Below are 16,113 nucleotides of genomic sequence, written 5' to 3'. Positions count from 1 at the left end.
GACCTGCGCCGGGCACCTTGCCGGTGCGCTGTCTGCACCCGTGCGCTGCAAGAGCGCAGGCCTCGCCGCGCCCCGCGTGGATGCCGCGCAAAGCCTGTGCCAGTCATCACCAGCGTGCATGCGGTTTCACGCCCACCGGCATCTGAGCTGGCACACGTATTGCCTGCTTCGCTTGACCTGCCTTACTTGCATTCACGCGCATTCACGTGCGCTGCGACGCAATCGCCATGAACATGCTCGCGTATCCCTTCTACCAGTGGCTCTCCGAAAGCCTGCGGCCCGCGCGGGCGTGGGCCTCGTTCTCGCGGCTGGCGATGGCGCAATGGCCACCCTCGACCGAGCACCCGACTGGCCGCGCGCTCGATGCCTGGCTCGAACTGCTGGAATGCAGCGCGATCACGCACCGCCGCCCGTCATTCGGCATCGACAGCGTGGAGGTCGACGGCCAGGCGGTGCCGGTGGTGGAAGACGCCGTGATGCAAACGCCATTCGGCACCCTCGTGCATTTCCGCAAGGTCACACCCGCGAGGCAACCGCGCGTGCTGGTTGCCGCGCCCTTGTCCGGCCACTTCGCCACGCTGCTGCGGGGCACGCTGCGCACGATGCTGGCCGATCACGACGTGTATGTGACGGACTGGCATAACGCGCGCGACATTCCCCTTTCAGCCGGGCGCTTCGGCTTTGATGAATACGTCGGCCACCTGATCGACTTCATCCGCCACATCGGCCCGGACGCACACGTGCTGGCCATCTGCCAGCCGACCGTGGCCGCACTGTCGGCGGTCTCGCTCATGGCTGCTGACAACGACCCTGCGCAGCCGGCCAGCCTCACGCTCATGGCCGGCCCCATCGATTGCCGCGTGGAGCCGACTGCAGTCAACGCATTGGCCAACAGCAAGCCGATCGAATGGTTCGAGAAGAACCTGATCGGCGTCGTGCCGCCCGGCTTTGTGGGCGAGCAGCGCCGCGTGTATCCGGGCTTCGTGCAGTTGAGCGCGTTCATGTCGATGAATTCGGATCGCCACGCGCAGTCGTTTGAAGAGCTGTACTACCAGCGCGCCAAGGGCGACCCTGCCAAGGCAAACACGATCCGCGCCTTCTACGACGAATACCTCGCCACATGCGACCTCACCGCCGAGTTCTATCTGGAAACGGTCGAGAAGGTGTTTCAGCAATACGCACTGCCGCGCGGCGAGTTGATGGTCGGCGGCCGGCTGGTTGAGCCGGCGGCAATCCATCGCACCGCTCTGCTGACGGTCGAGGGCGAGAAGGACGACATCTGCGCGGTCGGGCAAACCGTGGCCGCGCAAGACCTGTGCTCGGGGCTGCCGCCGTATCTGAAGACACACCACGTGCAGGCCGGTGTGGGGCACTACGGCGTGTTCAACGGCAGCAAATGGGAAAAGCAGATCTACCCGATTGTGCGCGCCACTATCCACGACAACGAGCCCTTCGATACCAGCACCACCGCCGGCGACGCAGACAACGCCCACCGCGTCACGCTGTGGGCGCTGCTCAATGCACAAACGTCGAGCCAGGCCGTCACGCGCAGGCGCTCGCGCAAGATGGCGGTCACGAACTGACGCCAGGGTCCGTGTCAGCGAGGCGTAATTTGGACGGGCGAGTATCGAATCCGAGCAGGTCATGCTCCATCGACGTTGATCGATTCACGGAGGGTTGCGATGAACACTCACACCACGGAGTCCCAACGCGCTTCGAGCCTGTTGCATCCGGGCGGCAACCCCATCCGCCTCAATACGGGCGACTTCGTTGCCATCGATCGCCGCCAGAATGCCAAGTACGAGGCGACCTATCGCCCGCAGGCGCTGTACAGCCGCGCCGACGAAGGCTTTGCCGCCAACAACGAAGCCTTTCTGCTGCATGAGGTCGCCACCAACCGGCCGATCTACCTGGAAGACACGGGCCCGACCGATTTCCACCTGCATCTGCCGCCGGGCGCCTTTCAGTTCGTGCTGGTCACATCGGGCGTGTTTACGTTCGACTACGATGGCCGACTGCATTACGTCGGCCCCGGCTCGGTGATCCTGCAAAGCGCGATCGTGCATCGGCAGCTTTTCTACACGTGGTCGGGCCTGTCTACGGAAGACAACCTGAGCACGCCGCAAACCGTGGTGCCCGATGCACTTTCCATGGGGTGCTCAGGCAAGTTTCTCGAGGCGTTCATCACCGATCCGACCACGTTTCCCAACCCGACGATTGTGCCGTCGGCACTGATCAACGAAGCCGAAACGCCGCGCATTGCCTGGAGCCATCCGGTGCATGATCGGCCGGCAGGCGCAGGCTTCTGGGTGCAAGACCCGCTGGAATTGCATGCGCTCTACAGGCCGTTGGCCGGCGATTCCATCCGCTCGCCCGAACCGGTGTACGTGCGCGACACCGGCATCGAAGCGCCCAGCGGCCAGCTTGTGACAGGACACCTCATCGCCACCGACCCGCACGGTGAATCGAGCTTGCCCAAGAGCCAGGCGGGCGCGGTCGACGCGGCCTCGTTCTCGAAGGGCGAGGTGGTCATCTACCGCGTCATTCGCGGGACGGCTACATTCAAGGATGGCGCGGGGAATGTCTTTGAACTGACCGCCGGCGACGTGGTGACGGCGGGCCAGCATTCGGCCGCGCTCGTCGGCATGGGCGAAGACACGCAAATTCTTCGGCTCGGCCTGCTGAAGAACATCGAACAACTGCGGAGCTGGACGCGCGCGCAATGCGAAGAGATCGACGGCTTGGCGGACCGCATCATTACCAAGACCGAGACGCGCCCGCAGCGGACCGAGGGTAAGCCGGTTGGGTATCTCTACGAAGCAGTCGCGACATCCAACGGAAACACCGGCCGCTTGAGCGCGGCAAACGGAAAGCGGCTGTAGTCGGAACTCGTCACACCGCCGCCATCGCACTCGACCACGGCCTTGGCAATCGGCACGAACACGGGCCGGCAATACATGCGCGACTTCAGCAGCACGAAGCGCGCGGCATGCGGGTCCACGCCGATGTGCGTGAAGATGCCGAGGTCCCAATGCTCCTGCGGCGTTTCGGTGACGACCACCTGCGCCGCGCCGATGTCGAGCAGCGCCGTGCGCCCCATGCGAATGCGCTGGCCGGTGTAGGTCGGCCCGGTGATGATGTATTCGCCGTCGCTGATGGCAGCGACCTTGCCCTTCAACACACGTGAGACCGGGTACACGCCCAATTGCGTGAGCGGCACCTTGTCGCCCACCGGCAGCGTGACGGTGGCACCGACACCCGCCTCGATCATCGCGGCGACGGCTTCGGGGTCGCACACGGGCCCAACGGCGATGCCACTCAACCCCTGCTTCAACGCTTCGTGCAGAACGTGCATGTCATCACACGTGCCGCCGGACATGCAGTTGTCGCCGTGGTCGAGCAGCAGCACGGGGCCCTTTCCGGGCGTGGCGGCCAACTCGGCGGCGCGGGCGATTGATTCGGCGAGCGGTTCCGAGCGATAGACAAAGCCTTCGCGGTCGGCCCAGATGGCGTCGGCAATGCGCTGGGCGGCGACATCGGCGGCTCGTGCATCGCCATTGCCGACCACCACGATGGATAGGCACGGCGCGGCAATGTCTGCCAGCCCGAAGCCCGCGAGTATCGACACGGCCAGCATGCCGTCCTGCTCCGCCTGCTTGGCCAGCGCCACGGCGCGGTGCATGGCCCCTTCGTCGGTGCGGCTGCGCAGCGTATGCGTGACCATCGGCAGGCGGCGCCACGTGAGCACCGGGTTCGCACGCCCGGCCAATTTGTCCAACAACAGCCGACCAGCGTGTTCGCCCGTCTCATACATGTCGACGTGCGGATACGTCTTGAAACTGACCGCGATGTCCGCCAGGTCGATGAACTTCTGTGTAAGGTTGCCGTGCAGATCAAGCGCAACCGTAATGGGCACATCGGGCACCACGGCGCGCAGACGCTCAAGCAGATCGCCTTCACCGTCGTCGCTGTTCTCGGCGACCATCGCGCCGTGCAGGTCGAGCATCAGCGCATCGCACCCGGCCGCCGCCGCGACGATAGCGTCGCACAGCGTCGTGTATGCCTCGGCGGCCACGCGCCCGCTCGGGTTGGCCCCGGCGATGACGGGCACGACGATCTCCGCGCCTGCCGCCTCGGCCAAGTCGATGAAGGCGCCGGCCGCCGTGCGCGTGCCCTTGGCGGCACGGTAGGCGTCGGCACCATAGCGCGGATGAAACGACGCCAGCGGCGTCGGCACCGGCGAGAACGTGTTGGTCTCGTGATTGAAGCGGGCGATCAGGATGCGCATGGGCGTGTGTTGGTGATTAGCGGCCAGCAGCTTGCAGCATGGCGTGCAGCAGCACGTTGCAGCCGGCTTCCAGGTGTTCGGGGCGGGCGTCTTCGATCTCGTTGTGGCTGATGCCGTCCTTGCATGGCACGAAGATCATTGCAGTGGGTGCGACGCGGGCGAGGTAGACCGCGTCGTGGCCCGCGCCGCTGATGACGTCCATCTCCGACAACCCAAGCTGCCGCGCGCCGTTGCGTACCGCGTTCACCAACGTCGCATCAAACGGTTGCGGCGGGAAGTAGACGACCTGCTTGAGTGCGATGTCGATGCCGCTGCGGGCGCGCAGTTCGTCCACGGCGGCGTGCAGCGCGGCATCCATGTCTGAGAGCACAGCATCGTCCGCCGCACGCAAGTCGATCGTCATCGATACGCGGCCCGGGATCACGTTGCGCGAATCGGGATGCACACTCAGGCAGCCCACCGTGGCGCGTGCATGCGGCGGACGCTCCAGTGCGATGCGGTTGGCAATGCCGACGAGTTCTGCTGCAGGCAGCAGCGCATCGCGACGCAACTCCATCGGCGTGGGCCCGGCGTGCGCCTCCATGCCGGTCAAGACCACGTCATACCAGCGCTGACCGAGCGCGCCCGTCACCACGCCGATGGTGGTGGCGTGCGCTTCCAACACCGGGCCTTGCTCGATATGCGCTTCGAAATACGCGCCGACCTGCCGGCCGCCCACCGCTTCCGTCCCCGCATAGCCGATGCTGCGCAGCGCCTCGCCTACGGTCACGCCGTCGCGATCCTGCGCGGCCAGCACGGCGTCCAATGTGAACTCACCGATGAAGGCGCCAGAGCCCATCATCACCGGCACAAAGCGCGAACCCTCTTCGTTGGTCCACACAACCACTTCGATGGGCGCTTCGGTTTCGATGCCCGCGTCGTTGAGCGTGCGCACCACCTCGATGCCCGCGAACACGCCGTAGTTGCCGTCGAACTTGCCGCCGGTGGGCTGCGTATCGATGTGGCTGCCGGTCATCACGGGCGGCAGCGCATTGTTGCGGCCGGGGCGGCGCGCGAAGAGGTTGCCGATGGCGTCCACGCGCACGGTGCAGCCGGCGGCTTCGGCCTGCGCGACGAAGAAGTCGCGGCCCTGGCGGTCGAGATCCGTCAGCGCCAGGCGGCGCACGCCGCCCTTGGGCGTGGCGCCGATACTGGCCTGCTGCATGAGCGTGTTCCAGAGGCGTGCGCCGTAGACGCGCAAAGTCGTGTCGAGTGTGGTTGTTGTCATGGGGAACTCCGTTCAGGCAGCGAGACCGACGCCGAGGTAGCGGTCCTTGATCGCATCGTCGGCGCGGAAGGCGTCGTTGGTGCCGGTGTAGACCACGCGCCCCTGTTCGATGATCACGTGGCGGTCGGCCAGTTGCGTGCAGACCTCCAGGTTCTGCTCCACCAGCAGGATGGACACGCCCGCCTGCTTGATCACCTTCAACTGCGCGACGATCTCTTCCACGATGACGGGCGCCAAGCCCTCCACCGGTTCATCGAGCATCAGCAGACGCGGGTGGTTCATCAGCGCGCGGCCGATGGCCAGCATCTGCTGCTCACCGCCGGAGAGGTTCGCGCCGCCGTTGCGCCGCCGTTCGTGCAGGCGCGGGAAGATGCGATAGATGTCGGCCAGTTGCCACGGCGAATCGCGCCGCGCGCCAAGCTTCAGGTTCTCTTCCACCGTCAGCAGCTTGAAGATGCCGCGGTGCTCCGGCACCAAGCACAGGCCCTGCGCGGCAATGCGATGTGCGGGCTGCCCGGCGATCTCCTTGCCGCGAAAGCGCACGTGCCCGCGCGGCGTCACCACACCGGCAATCGCCTTGAGCGTGGTCGACTTGCCCGCGCCGTTGCGGCCGAGCAGCGTCACGAGTTCGCCTTCGCCCACGGTGAGCGCGACGCCCTGCAGCACGTGGCTCTTGCCGTAGTAGCCGTGGAGGTCTTCCACGTCGAGGATCGCCGTCATCACTTCTTGCCTCCGGTGATCATGTTGCCGAGGTAGGCGGCACGCACGCGCGGGTCGGCGCGCACAGCATCGGGCGTGCCCTCCATCAACACCTTGCCCTGCTGCATGACGGTGATGGTGTCGGAGATGTCCATGACGATGTCCATGTTGTGCTCGATCAGCACGACGGTGTGGTCGTGCGCCAGGCCACGGATGAGCGCCTTCATGGCGGGCAGGTCATCCACACCCATGCCGGAAGTCGGCTCGTCGAGGAAGATCGCGCGCGGGTTGGCGGCCAGTGCCATGCCCACTTCCAAGCGGCGCTGCTGACCGTGCGACAGAGCGGCGGCCGGTGTGTCGGCCAGGCGCGGCAGCTCAAGCCGATCGAGCACGCGGTCTACCGTGTCGGTGCAGGCCAGATCGCCTTGTGGCAAGCGCCAACCGTGCATGGCGCGACGCGGCGTGGTACCGAGCGCTGCCAGGCGCAGGTTCTCGCGTACCGACAAACTCGGGAACAGGCTCGTCACCTGGAACGACCGTGCGATGCCGCGCTGCACGCGCTGGTAGTCGGCCTCGCGCGTCACGTCGTGGCCATCGAAGACGATGGTGCCGCTGGTGATCATGCGCGTGCCCGTGAGCATGTGGAACAGCGTGGTCTTGCCCGCGCCGTTGGGGCCGATGACGGAGTGCACTGTGCCAGGTAGTACGCGCAAATCCACGCCGCCCAGCGCGGTGAACTTGCCGTACTGCTTGACGATGCCAGTGGCTTGCAGGATGGGCGTGGTGCTCATGCGCGTTCCTCCTGAACAGCAGGTGAATTGCGCGGCGTACGCACGCGTTGCCACAGTTTCTGCCCCAACCCGAACAGCCCCCGCTGCATGAACAGGCTCACTGCAATCAGCAGGAAGCCGAGCAGCATCAACCACCGCGGCCACAGGCTGGAGAGCCAGTCCGACAGCAGCACATAGAACGCCGCGCCCAGCACCGAGGCAAACACATTGCCGGTGCCGCCAATCACGGTCATCACCAGGATCATCTCGCTGACGTGGTAATCGATGTTGGCCAGCGGCGCGATGCCCGTGAGCATGGCGTGCAGCGCGCCAGCCAAGCCGGTGACCGCACCCGAGATCACGAAGGCGAGCAGCTTGAACGCACGCACGTTGTAGCCGACGGCGAGTGCGCGCTCTTCGTTGTCACGAATCGCCAGCAGCGTGCGGCCGAACACCGATTCCGTCACGCGCTGCACCAGGAAGAACACGATCAGGAATAGCACCGCCACGAATGCATAGAACGCCCACGGCGATGCCGTGAACGCGGGGCGCGGAATGTCGAGCAAACCGTTGTCCCCACCTGTGAGCGATGGCGTGGTGTAGGCCAGGAAATAGAACATCTGCGAGAAGGCCAGCGTGAGCATGACGAAGTACGTGCCGCGCTGACGGATGGCGAACCACCCCACCGCCGCTGCAACGACTGCGCCCACAACCACCGCCAGCCCGATCGCCACCGGCATCGGCAAGGACAACTGCGTCAGGCCCACGCCCACCGCATAGCTGCCCAGCCCGAAGAAGATGCCCTGCCCGAACGACAGCAACCCCGTATAGCCGAGCAGCAGGTTGCAGGCCATCACGGCCATCGCGTAGACCAGCACTTCCGTCGCCAAGGTGCCGGAGGTCAGTACCAGCGGCAGCAGCAGCGTCACACCCAGCGACAACCACCAGAAGCGGTAGCGCGCGAATCCATGAGCTAACCCTTGCATCATCCCCTCCCCAGCAGGCCGTGCGGGCGCAGCAGCAGCACCGCTGCCATCGCCACATAGATCATCAGCCGCGCGCCCTCGGGCCACAGCGTGCTCATCAGGCTCTGCACGATGCCCACCAGCAGGCCGCCGACCAGCGCCCCCGCAAAGCTGCCCATGCCGCCCACCACCACTACGACGAAGGCGATGCCGAGTGCCTCCACGCCCATGAACGGTTCCGCACCACGGATGGGTGCAGCCAGCACGCCCGCCACCGCCGCCGTGGCGGCACCGAGTGCAAACATCAGGCTGAACAGGCGGAACACGTTGATGCCGAGCAGCGACACCATCTCGGTCGATTCGCTGCCCGCGCGCACCGCACTGCCGAGCCGCGTGCCCTCCAGCAGCCACCACAGCCCGGTCGCCAGTACGGCGGTGAAACCGATCACGAACAGCCGGTACTTGGGGTAGACAAAATCACCCCACATCACCACGCCTTGCAGCGCATCGGGCGGCGGCACATCCACGCCCAGCGGCCCCCACGCGACGATGATGAGTTCCTGAACAGCGAGCGCCAGCCCCACGGTGATGAGGATGTGGAACTCATGCGCCTGCGCATAGACGTGGCGCAGCAGCACCTTCTCCGTCACCCACGCCAGCGCGCCGATGACGATGGGCGCCAGCACCAGCGCCATCCAGAAATTCATGCCCAGTTGCAGGGCCTGGAAACAGAGATACGCACCCAGCGCATAGAACGCGCCGTGGGCGAAATTGACGAAGCGCAACAGCCCGAAGATGATCGACAGCCCTACCGCCAGCAGGAAGTAGAGCATGCCGATCCCCACGCCGTTGACGACCTGGAGCAGGTAGACGTTCATTGGGATCGCATTCAGGAAGACAGAAGCCCGCAACTCACATCAAGCGCGGGCGGTCGGCAGATCAAGCCAGCTTGCACTGCGTCTGTTCGGCGGGCAGGAACGCCTTGCCGACAGCAACTACGTCAGCAAAATCGTCCTTGTCCTTCATGCGGCTCTTGGGCTTGCCCTTGAGCAGGTAGTAGTTTTTGAGCACCTGGTGGTCGGCCGCACGAATCTCTTCGGGGCCGGTCAGGCCGTCGTACTTCATGCCCTGCAGCGCGGCGATCACGGCCTTCGGGTCCGCACTGCCCGCCTTGACCATCGCGTCGAGCAGGATCTTGGTGCACGTGTACGAGCCCGCCAGGCTGTAGTTCGGATTGGCCTTGAACGCGGCCTGCGTGCGCTTCACCAGATCATGATTGGCGGGCGTATCCACGTCGTGCCAATACTGCGCGCCGAAGTACACGCCGTCGCACAGGTCTGCGCCAAGCGATTCGAACTGCTCCAGCCCCGACGCCCATGCCACCAGGATCGTCACGTTCTTCTTCATGCCGAAGCTCACCGCCTGGCGCAGCGTGTCGGACGATTGCGAGCCGAAGTTCAGGATCAGCAGCACATCGGGCTTGGCGGCCATCGCGTTGGTCAGGTAGCCGCTGAACTCCTTCTCGGTGAGCGCGTGGTAGCTGTTGCCGACGTGCTCAATGCCCTTTTCCTTGAAGATGTTCTTGGCCGCCGAGAGCAGCCCGTCGCCAAACACGTACTGCGGCGTGATGGTGTACCAGCGCTTGGCCTTGGGCATCGATTCGATCAACGGGCGCACGGTGCGTTCGATGGCGCCGTAGGTCGGCACCGACCAGCGAAACGTCGCGCGGTTGCAGTCCTTGCCGGTAATTTCATCGGCCCCGGCGGTGGTGATGAACACGCCGCCAAGCTTCTCCGCCTCCTTACCCATCGCCAGCGATTCGGACGACAGGATGCCACCCGCAAAGTAGCGCGCGTTCTTCTGCTGCGCGAGTTCCTGAACCTTGCGTACAGCCGTGGCCGGCTTGCCCTCGGTGTCGAGCACGCTATACACAAGCGGCCGTCCGAGCACCTTGCCGTACTGCTCCACGGCCAGCTTCATGCCCAGGTCGGCAAATTTGCCGTTGGCGGCAAACGCCCCGGACATCGGCACCGGGCAGCCCAACTCGATGGCATCGGCAGCAAACGCAGAACGGGCATGCAGCACCGACGCGGGCACAGCGGACAGCGCCGCCAGTTTGAGCAAGTCTCGACGATTCAAAGCGCACTCCTTGGGTTCACGTGGGTACAGAACAGCGCTTGGAGCCACCCATATCGAATATCGGCGCCTCCTCCTGGCCTTTACCGGCGAGGTTTTCGCCGACCATCGTGTCGAGCAAGAACCAGACCAGTTCTTTATATTTGTTATGATAAATAGGCGAAATCATCATAGAAGCCGCATCCGCGCCGCGTCAACGGCGAAGCCGTCGGTGTTTACGCCAAGGTGTGTGCAGTCGAAGTACCGGGCGAGGATGCAGAAATACGGTGCGTGCGCACGCTCGAAGGGCATGCATGCACCACGTCGGTCAGGCCGCGCGGCACGACCCCGCAGTTAGAATGCGTGCAACTCAGGAACGGAATCCATGGCCACACTCGGAGCAGGTAAGACGGCGTCGATCGGCATCCGCAAGCAGAAGCGCGCCGACCTCGTTGCCGAAGAACTCAAGCGGCTGATCACACAGCGCAACCTCAAGCCCGGCGACAAACTCCCGCAGGAGATCAAGCTGCAGGAGACCTTTGGCGTGAGCAAGGGCACTATCCGCGAGGCGCTCAAGTCATTGGAAGTGCAAGGGCTGGTGAGCGTGAGCACGGGGCCTGCCGGCGGCGGCACCATCGTCGAGGTGCCGCTCGACCGCACGTTCCAGCTCATGCAGAACTACCTGTTCTTCAAAGACATCGGCATTGCGGATGTCTACACCGTGCGCCGCCTGCTGGAGCCCGAACTGGCCGCCGGTGCCGTGCCGCACCTGACCGAAGACGACTTCCATGCGCTCGAACACACCATCGACCTGTGCGACCCGGCTTCCGCCAAGGCCGTTGCACCGCTGGACCAACGCCAGGAAGACCTGAGCTTTCACGACATCCTGGCCGCCGCCAACCCCAACCCGATGCTGCGGTTCTGCTGCGAGCTGATCAACGAAATGCTGCGGCAACTGGTGGTGTTCGGCAACGAGACCTCACCCAAGGATCACGCCAAGTTCGGGGCGTCCACCGTCAAGTTCCATCGGCAGATTTACGAGGCCGCGCGTGCACGCGATGCCGAGCGCGTGCGTGAACTCATGGCCTCGCACATGGAAGACTGCACGCACCACGTCACGCGCATGAACGGGCGCGTGCATGGCCGCCTGGTGCTGGATTCGGAGATGCCGCGCCGCGGCCGTCCGCTCATCGACGAGCACGACGACGATAGCGAAGACGCGTGAGCACTCAGTAGGTCTTGTACGGCAGAAACTTGCCGCTCATCACGATGCGCACCCGATCGCCCTTGGGGTCAGGCTCGCGCGTGAGGTCCATGTTGAAGTCGATCGCGCTCATGATGCCGTCGCCAAACTCTTCGTGGATCAGCGCCTTGAACGTGGTGCCATATACGCTGATCAGCTCATAGAACCGGTAGATCAACGGGTCAGTCGGCACGGCGGTGGGCAGCGAGCCTTTGTAGGGCGGCACCTGCAGCAATGCGATCGCCTCTTCCGGCAAATCCAGCGCCACACCCACGGCATTCGCCTGCGCTTCGGTCAGTGTCATCTGGCCGAGCAGTGCAGCGGTGCTCCACTCCTTGCTGTGGCCGATCACCTCGGCCAGTTGCGCCCACGTCAGTTGCTTCTTGATCTTCTGCAGAACGATCAGGTCGGTCACGTCTTCGCGTTGCATGTGCGGCTCCTTGGGTCGAAAGAAAAGAAAAAGAAAGCGACGCGCAGCATGAGCAAGGTCGATGCCATGCACAAAGCGCCGCGCCCATGGCGGCAACTGCCGGTTCGCCTGCGATTGCCGCATCGCAACAACCACCCCATCGCCTCCTCAACACGCTGCAGATCGGCCTCGGACTAGGGCAAACCCCGAGATTGACAGCGCTGTCAATTGTGGCCATTCTTGCGTCCGTCAGCCCGCCACACCATTGAGAACAGAACGCTGACACCGCTGTCATGCAAGGCAGACGGGACCAAATATCAGGAGACAGTCCATGGAGCTCGAACCCCGCTTCGATGCCTCGCCGCGGCCCTTGAAGCCCGCGCGTCGATCGGTTGCAGATCAGGCCGCACATCGTCAATCCCGTAGCAAGCGCCTGGGCGCATCGGCCATCGCTGCCGCCGTATTGGCGCTCGGTGCAGCCAGCGCCCACGCGTACGACGTCACCACCAGCCCTTACCTACTGGGCGACTGGGGTGGCCTGCGCACCCGCCTGGCCGATCAGGGTGTGACGTTCAACCTCGGCTACGGCAGCGAACTCGCGCACAACTTCAGCGGCGGCACCGAGCACCTCACGCGCTACACAGACCAGTGGGTGATGGGCACCACGCTGGACATGCAAAAGCTCACGGGCTGGCAAGGCGCCACGTTCCAGGCCACCATCACTGACCGCAACGGCCGCAACCTCGGCAGCGATGCGAACATCGGCAACAACATGCTGATCCAGGAGGTCTATGGCCGCGGCCAGACCTGGCACCTGACGCAGTTCTGGCTGAACCAGAAACTGCTCAACGACCGCCTGGAAATCAAGGCCGGCCGTGTGACGGTGGGCGAAGACTTCTTCTCGTTCTCGTGCGACTTCCAGAACCTGACGTTCTGCGGCTCGCAGCCTGGCAACCTGGTGGGCAGCTACTGGGTGAACTGGCCGACCAGCCAATGGGGTGCCCGCGCCAAGGTGCACACCTCGGCCGAAACCTACGCGCAGATCGGCGTGTACCAGGTCAACCCAAACTACGTGGATGACGGCTGGGCCCGCCGCAACGGCTGGAAGCTGAACAACCCGGGTGGCACCACCGGCGCACTGATCCCGCTGGAGTTCGGCTGGCTGCCCAACATCGACGGTCGGCCGGGTTCGTACAAGGCAGGCGTCTGGTACAACACGTCCAATGGCCGCGACCTGTACGAAGACGTCAACGGCAACCCGCGCGGCATCACCGGCCTGGACGCCAAGCAGCACAGCGGCCAATATGGCGCCTACCTGAACCTGCAGCAGCAAGTGACCGGCACGGCCGGCGGACGCGGTGCCACGGTGTTCCTGAACTTCTCGCAGGCAGACCGCAACACCGCGCAAACCGATCACCAACTCTCGGTGGGCGTGCAGTACAAGGGGCCGTTTGATCGCCTGGCCGACACCATCGGCTTTGCTGTCGGCGCAACGCACAACAATGGCCGCTATGCGGACTATGTACGCCAAGTCAACGCCCGTACCGGTTCAAATACTGCGGTGGGTGACGGCTACGAATACGTGAGCGAGCTGTACTACAGCTACTCGCCTGTGCCCTCTGTGTACTTCCGTCCTAATCTGCAGTACATCCTGCATCCGGGCGGTACCACGCAGAACAAGAACGCGTTCGTGATCGGCCTGAAAACGGGCATCACGTTCTAAGAACACCCTTATGCACAACAGGAGACCTCTCATGATTTCCCGTGTACTGAACACCATTGCCGCTGCGGCGGTCCTGAGCTTTGCCGCGACATCGGCCCATGCCAGCAAGGAAGCACCGGTCATCGGCTTCTCGATCGACGACCTGCGTGTCGAGCGCTGGACGCATGACCGCGACTACTTTGTCGACGCTGCCAAGAAGCTGGGTGCCACCGTCAACGTGCAATCGGCCAACGCCAACGAAGCCAAGCAGATCGCCCAGATCGAAAACCTGGTTGCGCAAAACGTCGATGTGCTCGTGATCGTGCCGTTCAACTCCAAGGTGCTGGGCAACGCGATTTCCAGCGCCAAGAAGAAGGGCATCAAGGTCGTGTCGTATGACCGCCTGATCCTCAACGCGGATGTGGACGGCTACGTGACCTTCGACAACGTAAAAGTGGGCGAGCTGCAAGCACAGGGCGTGGTCAAGCTGGCCCCGAAGGGCAACTACTTCCTGCTGGGCGGCGCCGCCACCGACAACAACGCGCGCCTGCTGCGCGAAGGCCAGATGAAGGTGCTCAAGCCGCTGGTCGACAAAGGCGACATCAAGATTGTCGGCGAGCAATGGACGCCGGAGTGGGACCCTTCCAAGGCGCAGAACATTGTCGAGAATGCGCTGACGGCCAACAACAACAGCATCCAGGGCATTGTCGCGTCCAACGACGGTACGGCCGGCGGCGCCATCCAGGCACTGGCACGCCAGAAACTGGCGGGCAAAGTGCCGGTGTCGGGTCAGGATGCCGACTTGGCCGCCGTGCGCCGCGTGGCCGAAGGCACGCAAGCCATGACGGTGTACAAGCCGATCAAGGAGATTGCCGCCACGGCTGCCGAGATGGCCGTCGATCTGGTCAAGGGCACCGCGCCCAAGTTCAACACCAAGCTGAACAACGGCAAGAAGGATGTCGACACCGTGCTGCTGACGCCGACCCTGCTGACCAAGGACAACCTGGACAGCACCGTCGTCAAGGACGGCTTCTATACGCACCAGCAGATCTTCGGCAAGTAAGCCGTTGATGCAGTCGTCAGTCGTAGTCAGTAGGAGGACGCCATGAGCAGTAACGGCACCCTGTTCGAGATGCGCAACATCGTGAAGTCGTTCTCCGGCGTGCGCGCGCTCGACGGCGTGAGCCTGGCCGTCAAGCCCGGCGAATGCGTCGGTTTGTGCGGGGAGAACGGCGCCGGAAAATCCACCCTCATGAAGGTGCTGTCAGGGGTCTACCCCTACGGCACCTTCGAGGGTGAGATCGAATGGGACGGCACACCGCTGCGCGCGCATTCCGTGCGCGACAGCGAGCGTGCAGGCATCGTCATCATCCATCAGGAACTGATGCTGGTGCAGCAGCTCTCCGTCACGGAGAACATCTTCCTCGGCAACGAGATCACCAAGCCCGGGGGCCGCATGGACTACGACGCCATGCACGCCAAGGCCGAACAGCTTCTCGCCCGCCTGCGCCTGACCGACGTGAACGTGGCCGCGCCCGTAAGCAACTACGGCAGCGGCCACCAGCAGCTGTTCGAGATTGCCAAGGCGCTCGCCAAGAACGCACGCCTCTTGATCCTGGACGAACCGACGTCATCGCTGTCCGCCAAGGAAATCGAGGTGCTGCTTCACATCATTGAAGACCTCAAGCGCAGCGGCGTCGCGTGCGTCTATATCTCGCACAAGCTGGATGAGGTCAAACGCGTGTGCGACACCATCACCGTCATCCGCGACGGCAAGCACATCGGCACGCGCCCCGCCGCCGACATGACCGTCGACAACATCATCACGATGATGGTCGGCCGCGAGATGACCTCGCTCTTCCCCAAGGTGGAACACACCGTGGGTGAAGTCGTGCTGGAAGCGCGCAACGTCACCTGCTGGGATATCAGTAACCCCAACCGCAAGCGCGCCGACAACGTGAGCTTTGCCGTGCGCCGTGGCGAGATCCTCGGTATTGCCGGCCTGGTAGGTGCGGGGCGTACGGAGATGGTGTCGGCACTCTTCGGTGCCTACCCTGGCCGCTCGTCCGCCGAGATCATCATGGAAGGCAAGCCCGTCAAGGTGAACTCACCTGCCGAGGCCATCGCCAACGGCATCTGCCTCGTCCCTGAAGATCGCAAGCGCCACGGTATCGTGCCGCTGATGGGCGTGGGCGAGAACATCACGCTCGCCACGCTGGCGCAGTACGCACGTGGCGTGCGCGTGGACAAGGGCGCTGAACTCACCACCGTCGACCGCGAAATCAAGCGCCTGCGCATCAAGACCGCCAGCCCCGCGCTGTCGATCGCCAGCCTGTCGGGCGGTAACCAGCAGAAAGCCGTGGTGACGAAGATGGTACTGGCCGCGCCAAAGGTGCTGATCCTCGACGAGCCCACGCGCGGTGTGGACGTCGGCTCCAAGTACGACATCTACAAGATGATTGCCGACCTGGCCGCCAGCGGCGTGGCGATCATCATGGTCTCGTCCGAAATGCCGGAGATCCTGGGCATGAGCGATCGTGTCCTGGTCATGGGCGAAGGCCAGGTGCGCGGCGACTTCGTCAATCAAGGCCTGACCCAGGAGCGCATCCTGGCCGCCGCCATCAATGCTGAACCGCAGCCCCAAGCTGCCTGAAC

General features: G+C 64.2%; 15 protein-coding genes. 6 read left to right on the top strand and 9 right to left on the bottom strand.

Translation table 11 applies throughout. The annotated features are described in order from the left end of the window. Positions 1 to 227 precede the first annotated feature (227 nt). The gene (locus F7R11_RS20090) at positions 228 to 1,583 is read left to right on the top strand and encodes a polyhydroxyalkanoate depolymerase (protein ID WP_064808414.1); all 1,356 of its coding nucleotides are present in this window, start codon (positions 228 to 230) and stop codon (positions 1,581 to 1,583) included. Positions 1,584 to 1,682: 99 nt separating this feature from the next. Beyond that, positions 1,683 to 2,882, top strand: a complete 1,200-nt coding sequence (locus F7R11_RS20085) for a cupin domain-containing protein (RefSeq protein WP_197495056.1) — start codon at positions 1,683 to 1,685, stop codon at positions 2,880 to 2,882. Here F7R11_RS20085 and F7R11_RS20080 read toward each other — a convergent pair. The 8 genes from F7R11_RS20080 to F7R11_RS27085 form a co-directional block, all read right to left on the bottom strand. Further along, positions 2,813 to 4,288: a M81 family metallopeptidase gene (locus F7R11_RS20080; RefSeq protein ID WP_064808416.1), complete on the bottom strand. Its 1,476-nt coding sequence runs from the start codon at positions 4,286 to 4,288 to the stop codon at positions 2,813 to 2,815. The two genes, F7R11_RS20085 and F7R11_RS20080, sit on opposite strands and share 70 nt — an antisense overlap. 16 nt (positions 4,289 to 4,304) lie before the next feature. Further along, a complete protein-coding gene (locus F7R11_RS20075; RefSeq protein ID WP_064808418.1) occupies positions 4,305 to 5,555 on the bottom strand; it encodes a Zn-dependent hydrolase in 1,251 nt (416 codons plus the stop codon). A 12-nt stretch (positions 5,556 to 5,567) separates the two neighbouring features. Next, positions 5,568 to 6,275 carry an ABC transporter ATP-binding protein gene (locus F7R11_RS20070; RefSeq protein ID WP_064808419.1) on the bottom strand — a complete coding sequence of 236 codons (708 nt, stop codon included), beginning with the start codon at positions 6,273 to 6,275 and terminating at the stop codon, positions 5,568 to 5,570. Further along, positions 6,275 to 7,045 carry an ABC transporter ATP-binding protein gene (locus F7R11_RS20065; RefSeq protein ID WP_064808421.1) on the bottom strand — a complete coding sequence of 257 codons (771 nt, stop codon included), beginning with the start codon at positions 7,043 to 7,045 and terminating at the stop codon, positions 6,275 to 6,277. The genes F7R11_RS20070 and F7R11_RS20065 overlap by 1 nt, the downstream gene beginning before the upstream one ends. Next, entirely contained in the window at positions 7,042 to 8,010 is a 969-nt protein-coding gene (locus F7R11_RS20060) for a branched-chain amino acid ABC transporter permease (protein WP_064808423.1), read from the bottom strand. Before F7R11_RS20060 ends, F7R11_RS20065 begins: the two co-directional genes overlap by 4 nt. Beyond that, positions 8,010 to 8,867 (bottom strand): branched-chain amino acid ABC transporter permease, encoded by an 858-nt coding sequence (locus tag F7R11_RS20055; RefSeq protein WP_064808425.1) that lies wholly within the window; start codon positions 8,865 to 8,867, stop codon positions 8,010 to 8,012. Before F7R11_RS20055 ends, F7R11_RS20060 begins: the two co-directional genes overlap by 1 nt. Positions 8,868 to 8,928: 61 nt before the next feature. Beyond that, the gene (locus tag F7R11_RS20050) at positions 8,929 to 10,128 is read right to left on the bottom strand and encodes an ABC transporter substrate-binding protein (RefSeq protein ID WP_064808427.1); all 1,200 of its coding nucleotides are present in this window, start codon (positions 10,126 to 10,128) and stop codon (positions 8,929 to 8,931) included. Between the two features lie 16 nt (positions 10,129 to 10,144). Continuing rightward, a complete protein-coding gene (locus F7R11_RS27085) occupies positions 10,145 to 10,297 on the bottom strand; it encodes a hypothetical protein (RefSeq protein WP_021193263.1) in 153 nt (50 codons plus the stop codon). A 192-nt stretch (positions 10,298 to 10,489) separates the two neighbouring features. Here F7R11_RS27085 and F7R11_RS20045 point away from each other — a divergent pair, with 192 nt between their 5' ends. Further along, entirely contained in the window at positions 10,490 to 11,329 is an 840-nt protein-coding gene (locus F7R11_RS20045; protein ID WP_021193262.1) for a FadR/GntR family transcriptional regulator, read from the top strand. Positions 11,330 to 11,333: 4 nt separating this feature from the next. On the opposite strand, the gene cynS is transcribed toward F7R11_RS20045, so the two are convergent. Next, positions 11,334 to 11,777, bottom strand: a complete 444-nt coding sequence (gene cynS / locus F7R11_RS20040; protein WP_064809106.1) for a cyanase — start codon at positions 11,775 to 11,777, stop codon at positions 11,334 to 11,336. 310 nt (positions 11,778 to 12,087) lie between these two features. Here cynS and F7R11_RS20035 point away from each other — a divergent pair, with 310 nt between their 5' ends. From F7R11_RS20035 to F7R11_RS20025, 3 genes are read left to right on the top strand one after another with little or no spacing between them, the layout of a single operon-like run. Continuing rightward, the gene (locus F7R11_RS20035) at positions 12,088 to 13,479 is read left to right on the top strand and encodes a carbohydrate porin (RefSeq protein ID WP_064808429.1); all 1,392 of its coding nucleotides are present in this window, start codon (positions 12,088 to 12,090) and stop codon (positions 13,477 to 13,479) included. A gap of 31 nt (positions 13,480 to 13,510) precedes the next feature. After that, entirely contained in the window at positions 13,511 to 14,521 is a 1,011-nt protein-coding gene (xylF, locus tag F7R11_RS20030) for a D-xylose ABC transporter substrate-binding protein (protein WP_021193255.1), read from the top strand. 42 nt (positions 14,522 to 14,563) lie between these two features. After that, a complete protein-coding gene (locus F7R11_RS20025; RefSeq protein WP_064808431.1) occupies positions 14,564 to 16,111 on the top strand; it encodes a xylose ABC transporter ATP-binding protein in 1,548 nt (515 codons plus the stop codon). Positions 16,112 to 16,113: the final 2 nt, after the last annotated feature.

Source organism: Ralstonia insidiosa (genome assembly GCF_008801405.1).
GTDB classification, from domain to species: domain Bacteria; phylum Pseudomonadota; class Gammaproteobacteria; order Burkholderiales; family Burkholderiaceae; genus Ralstonia; species Ralstonia insidiosa.
The sequence above is the reverse complement of the archived record's forward strand: the minus strand, read 5'-3'. Positions and strand labels throughout refer to the sequence as shown.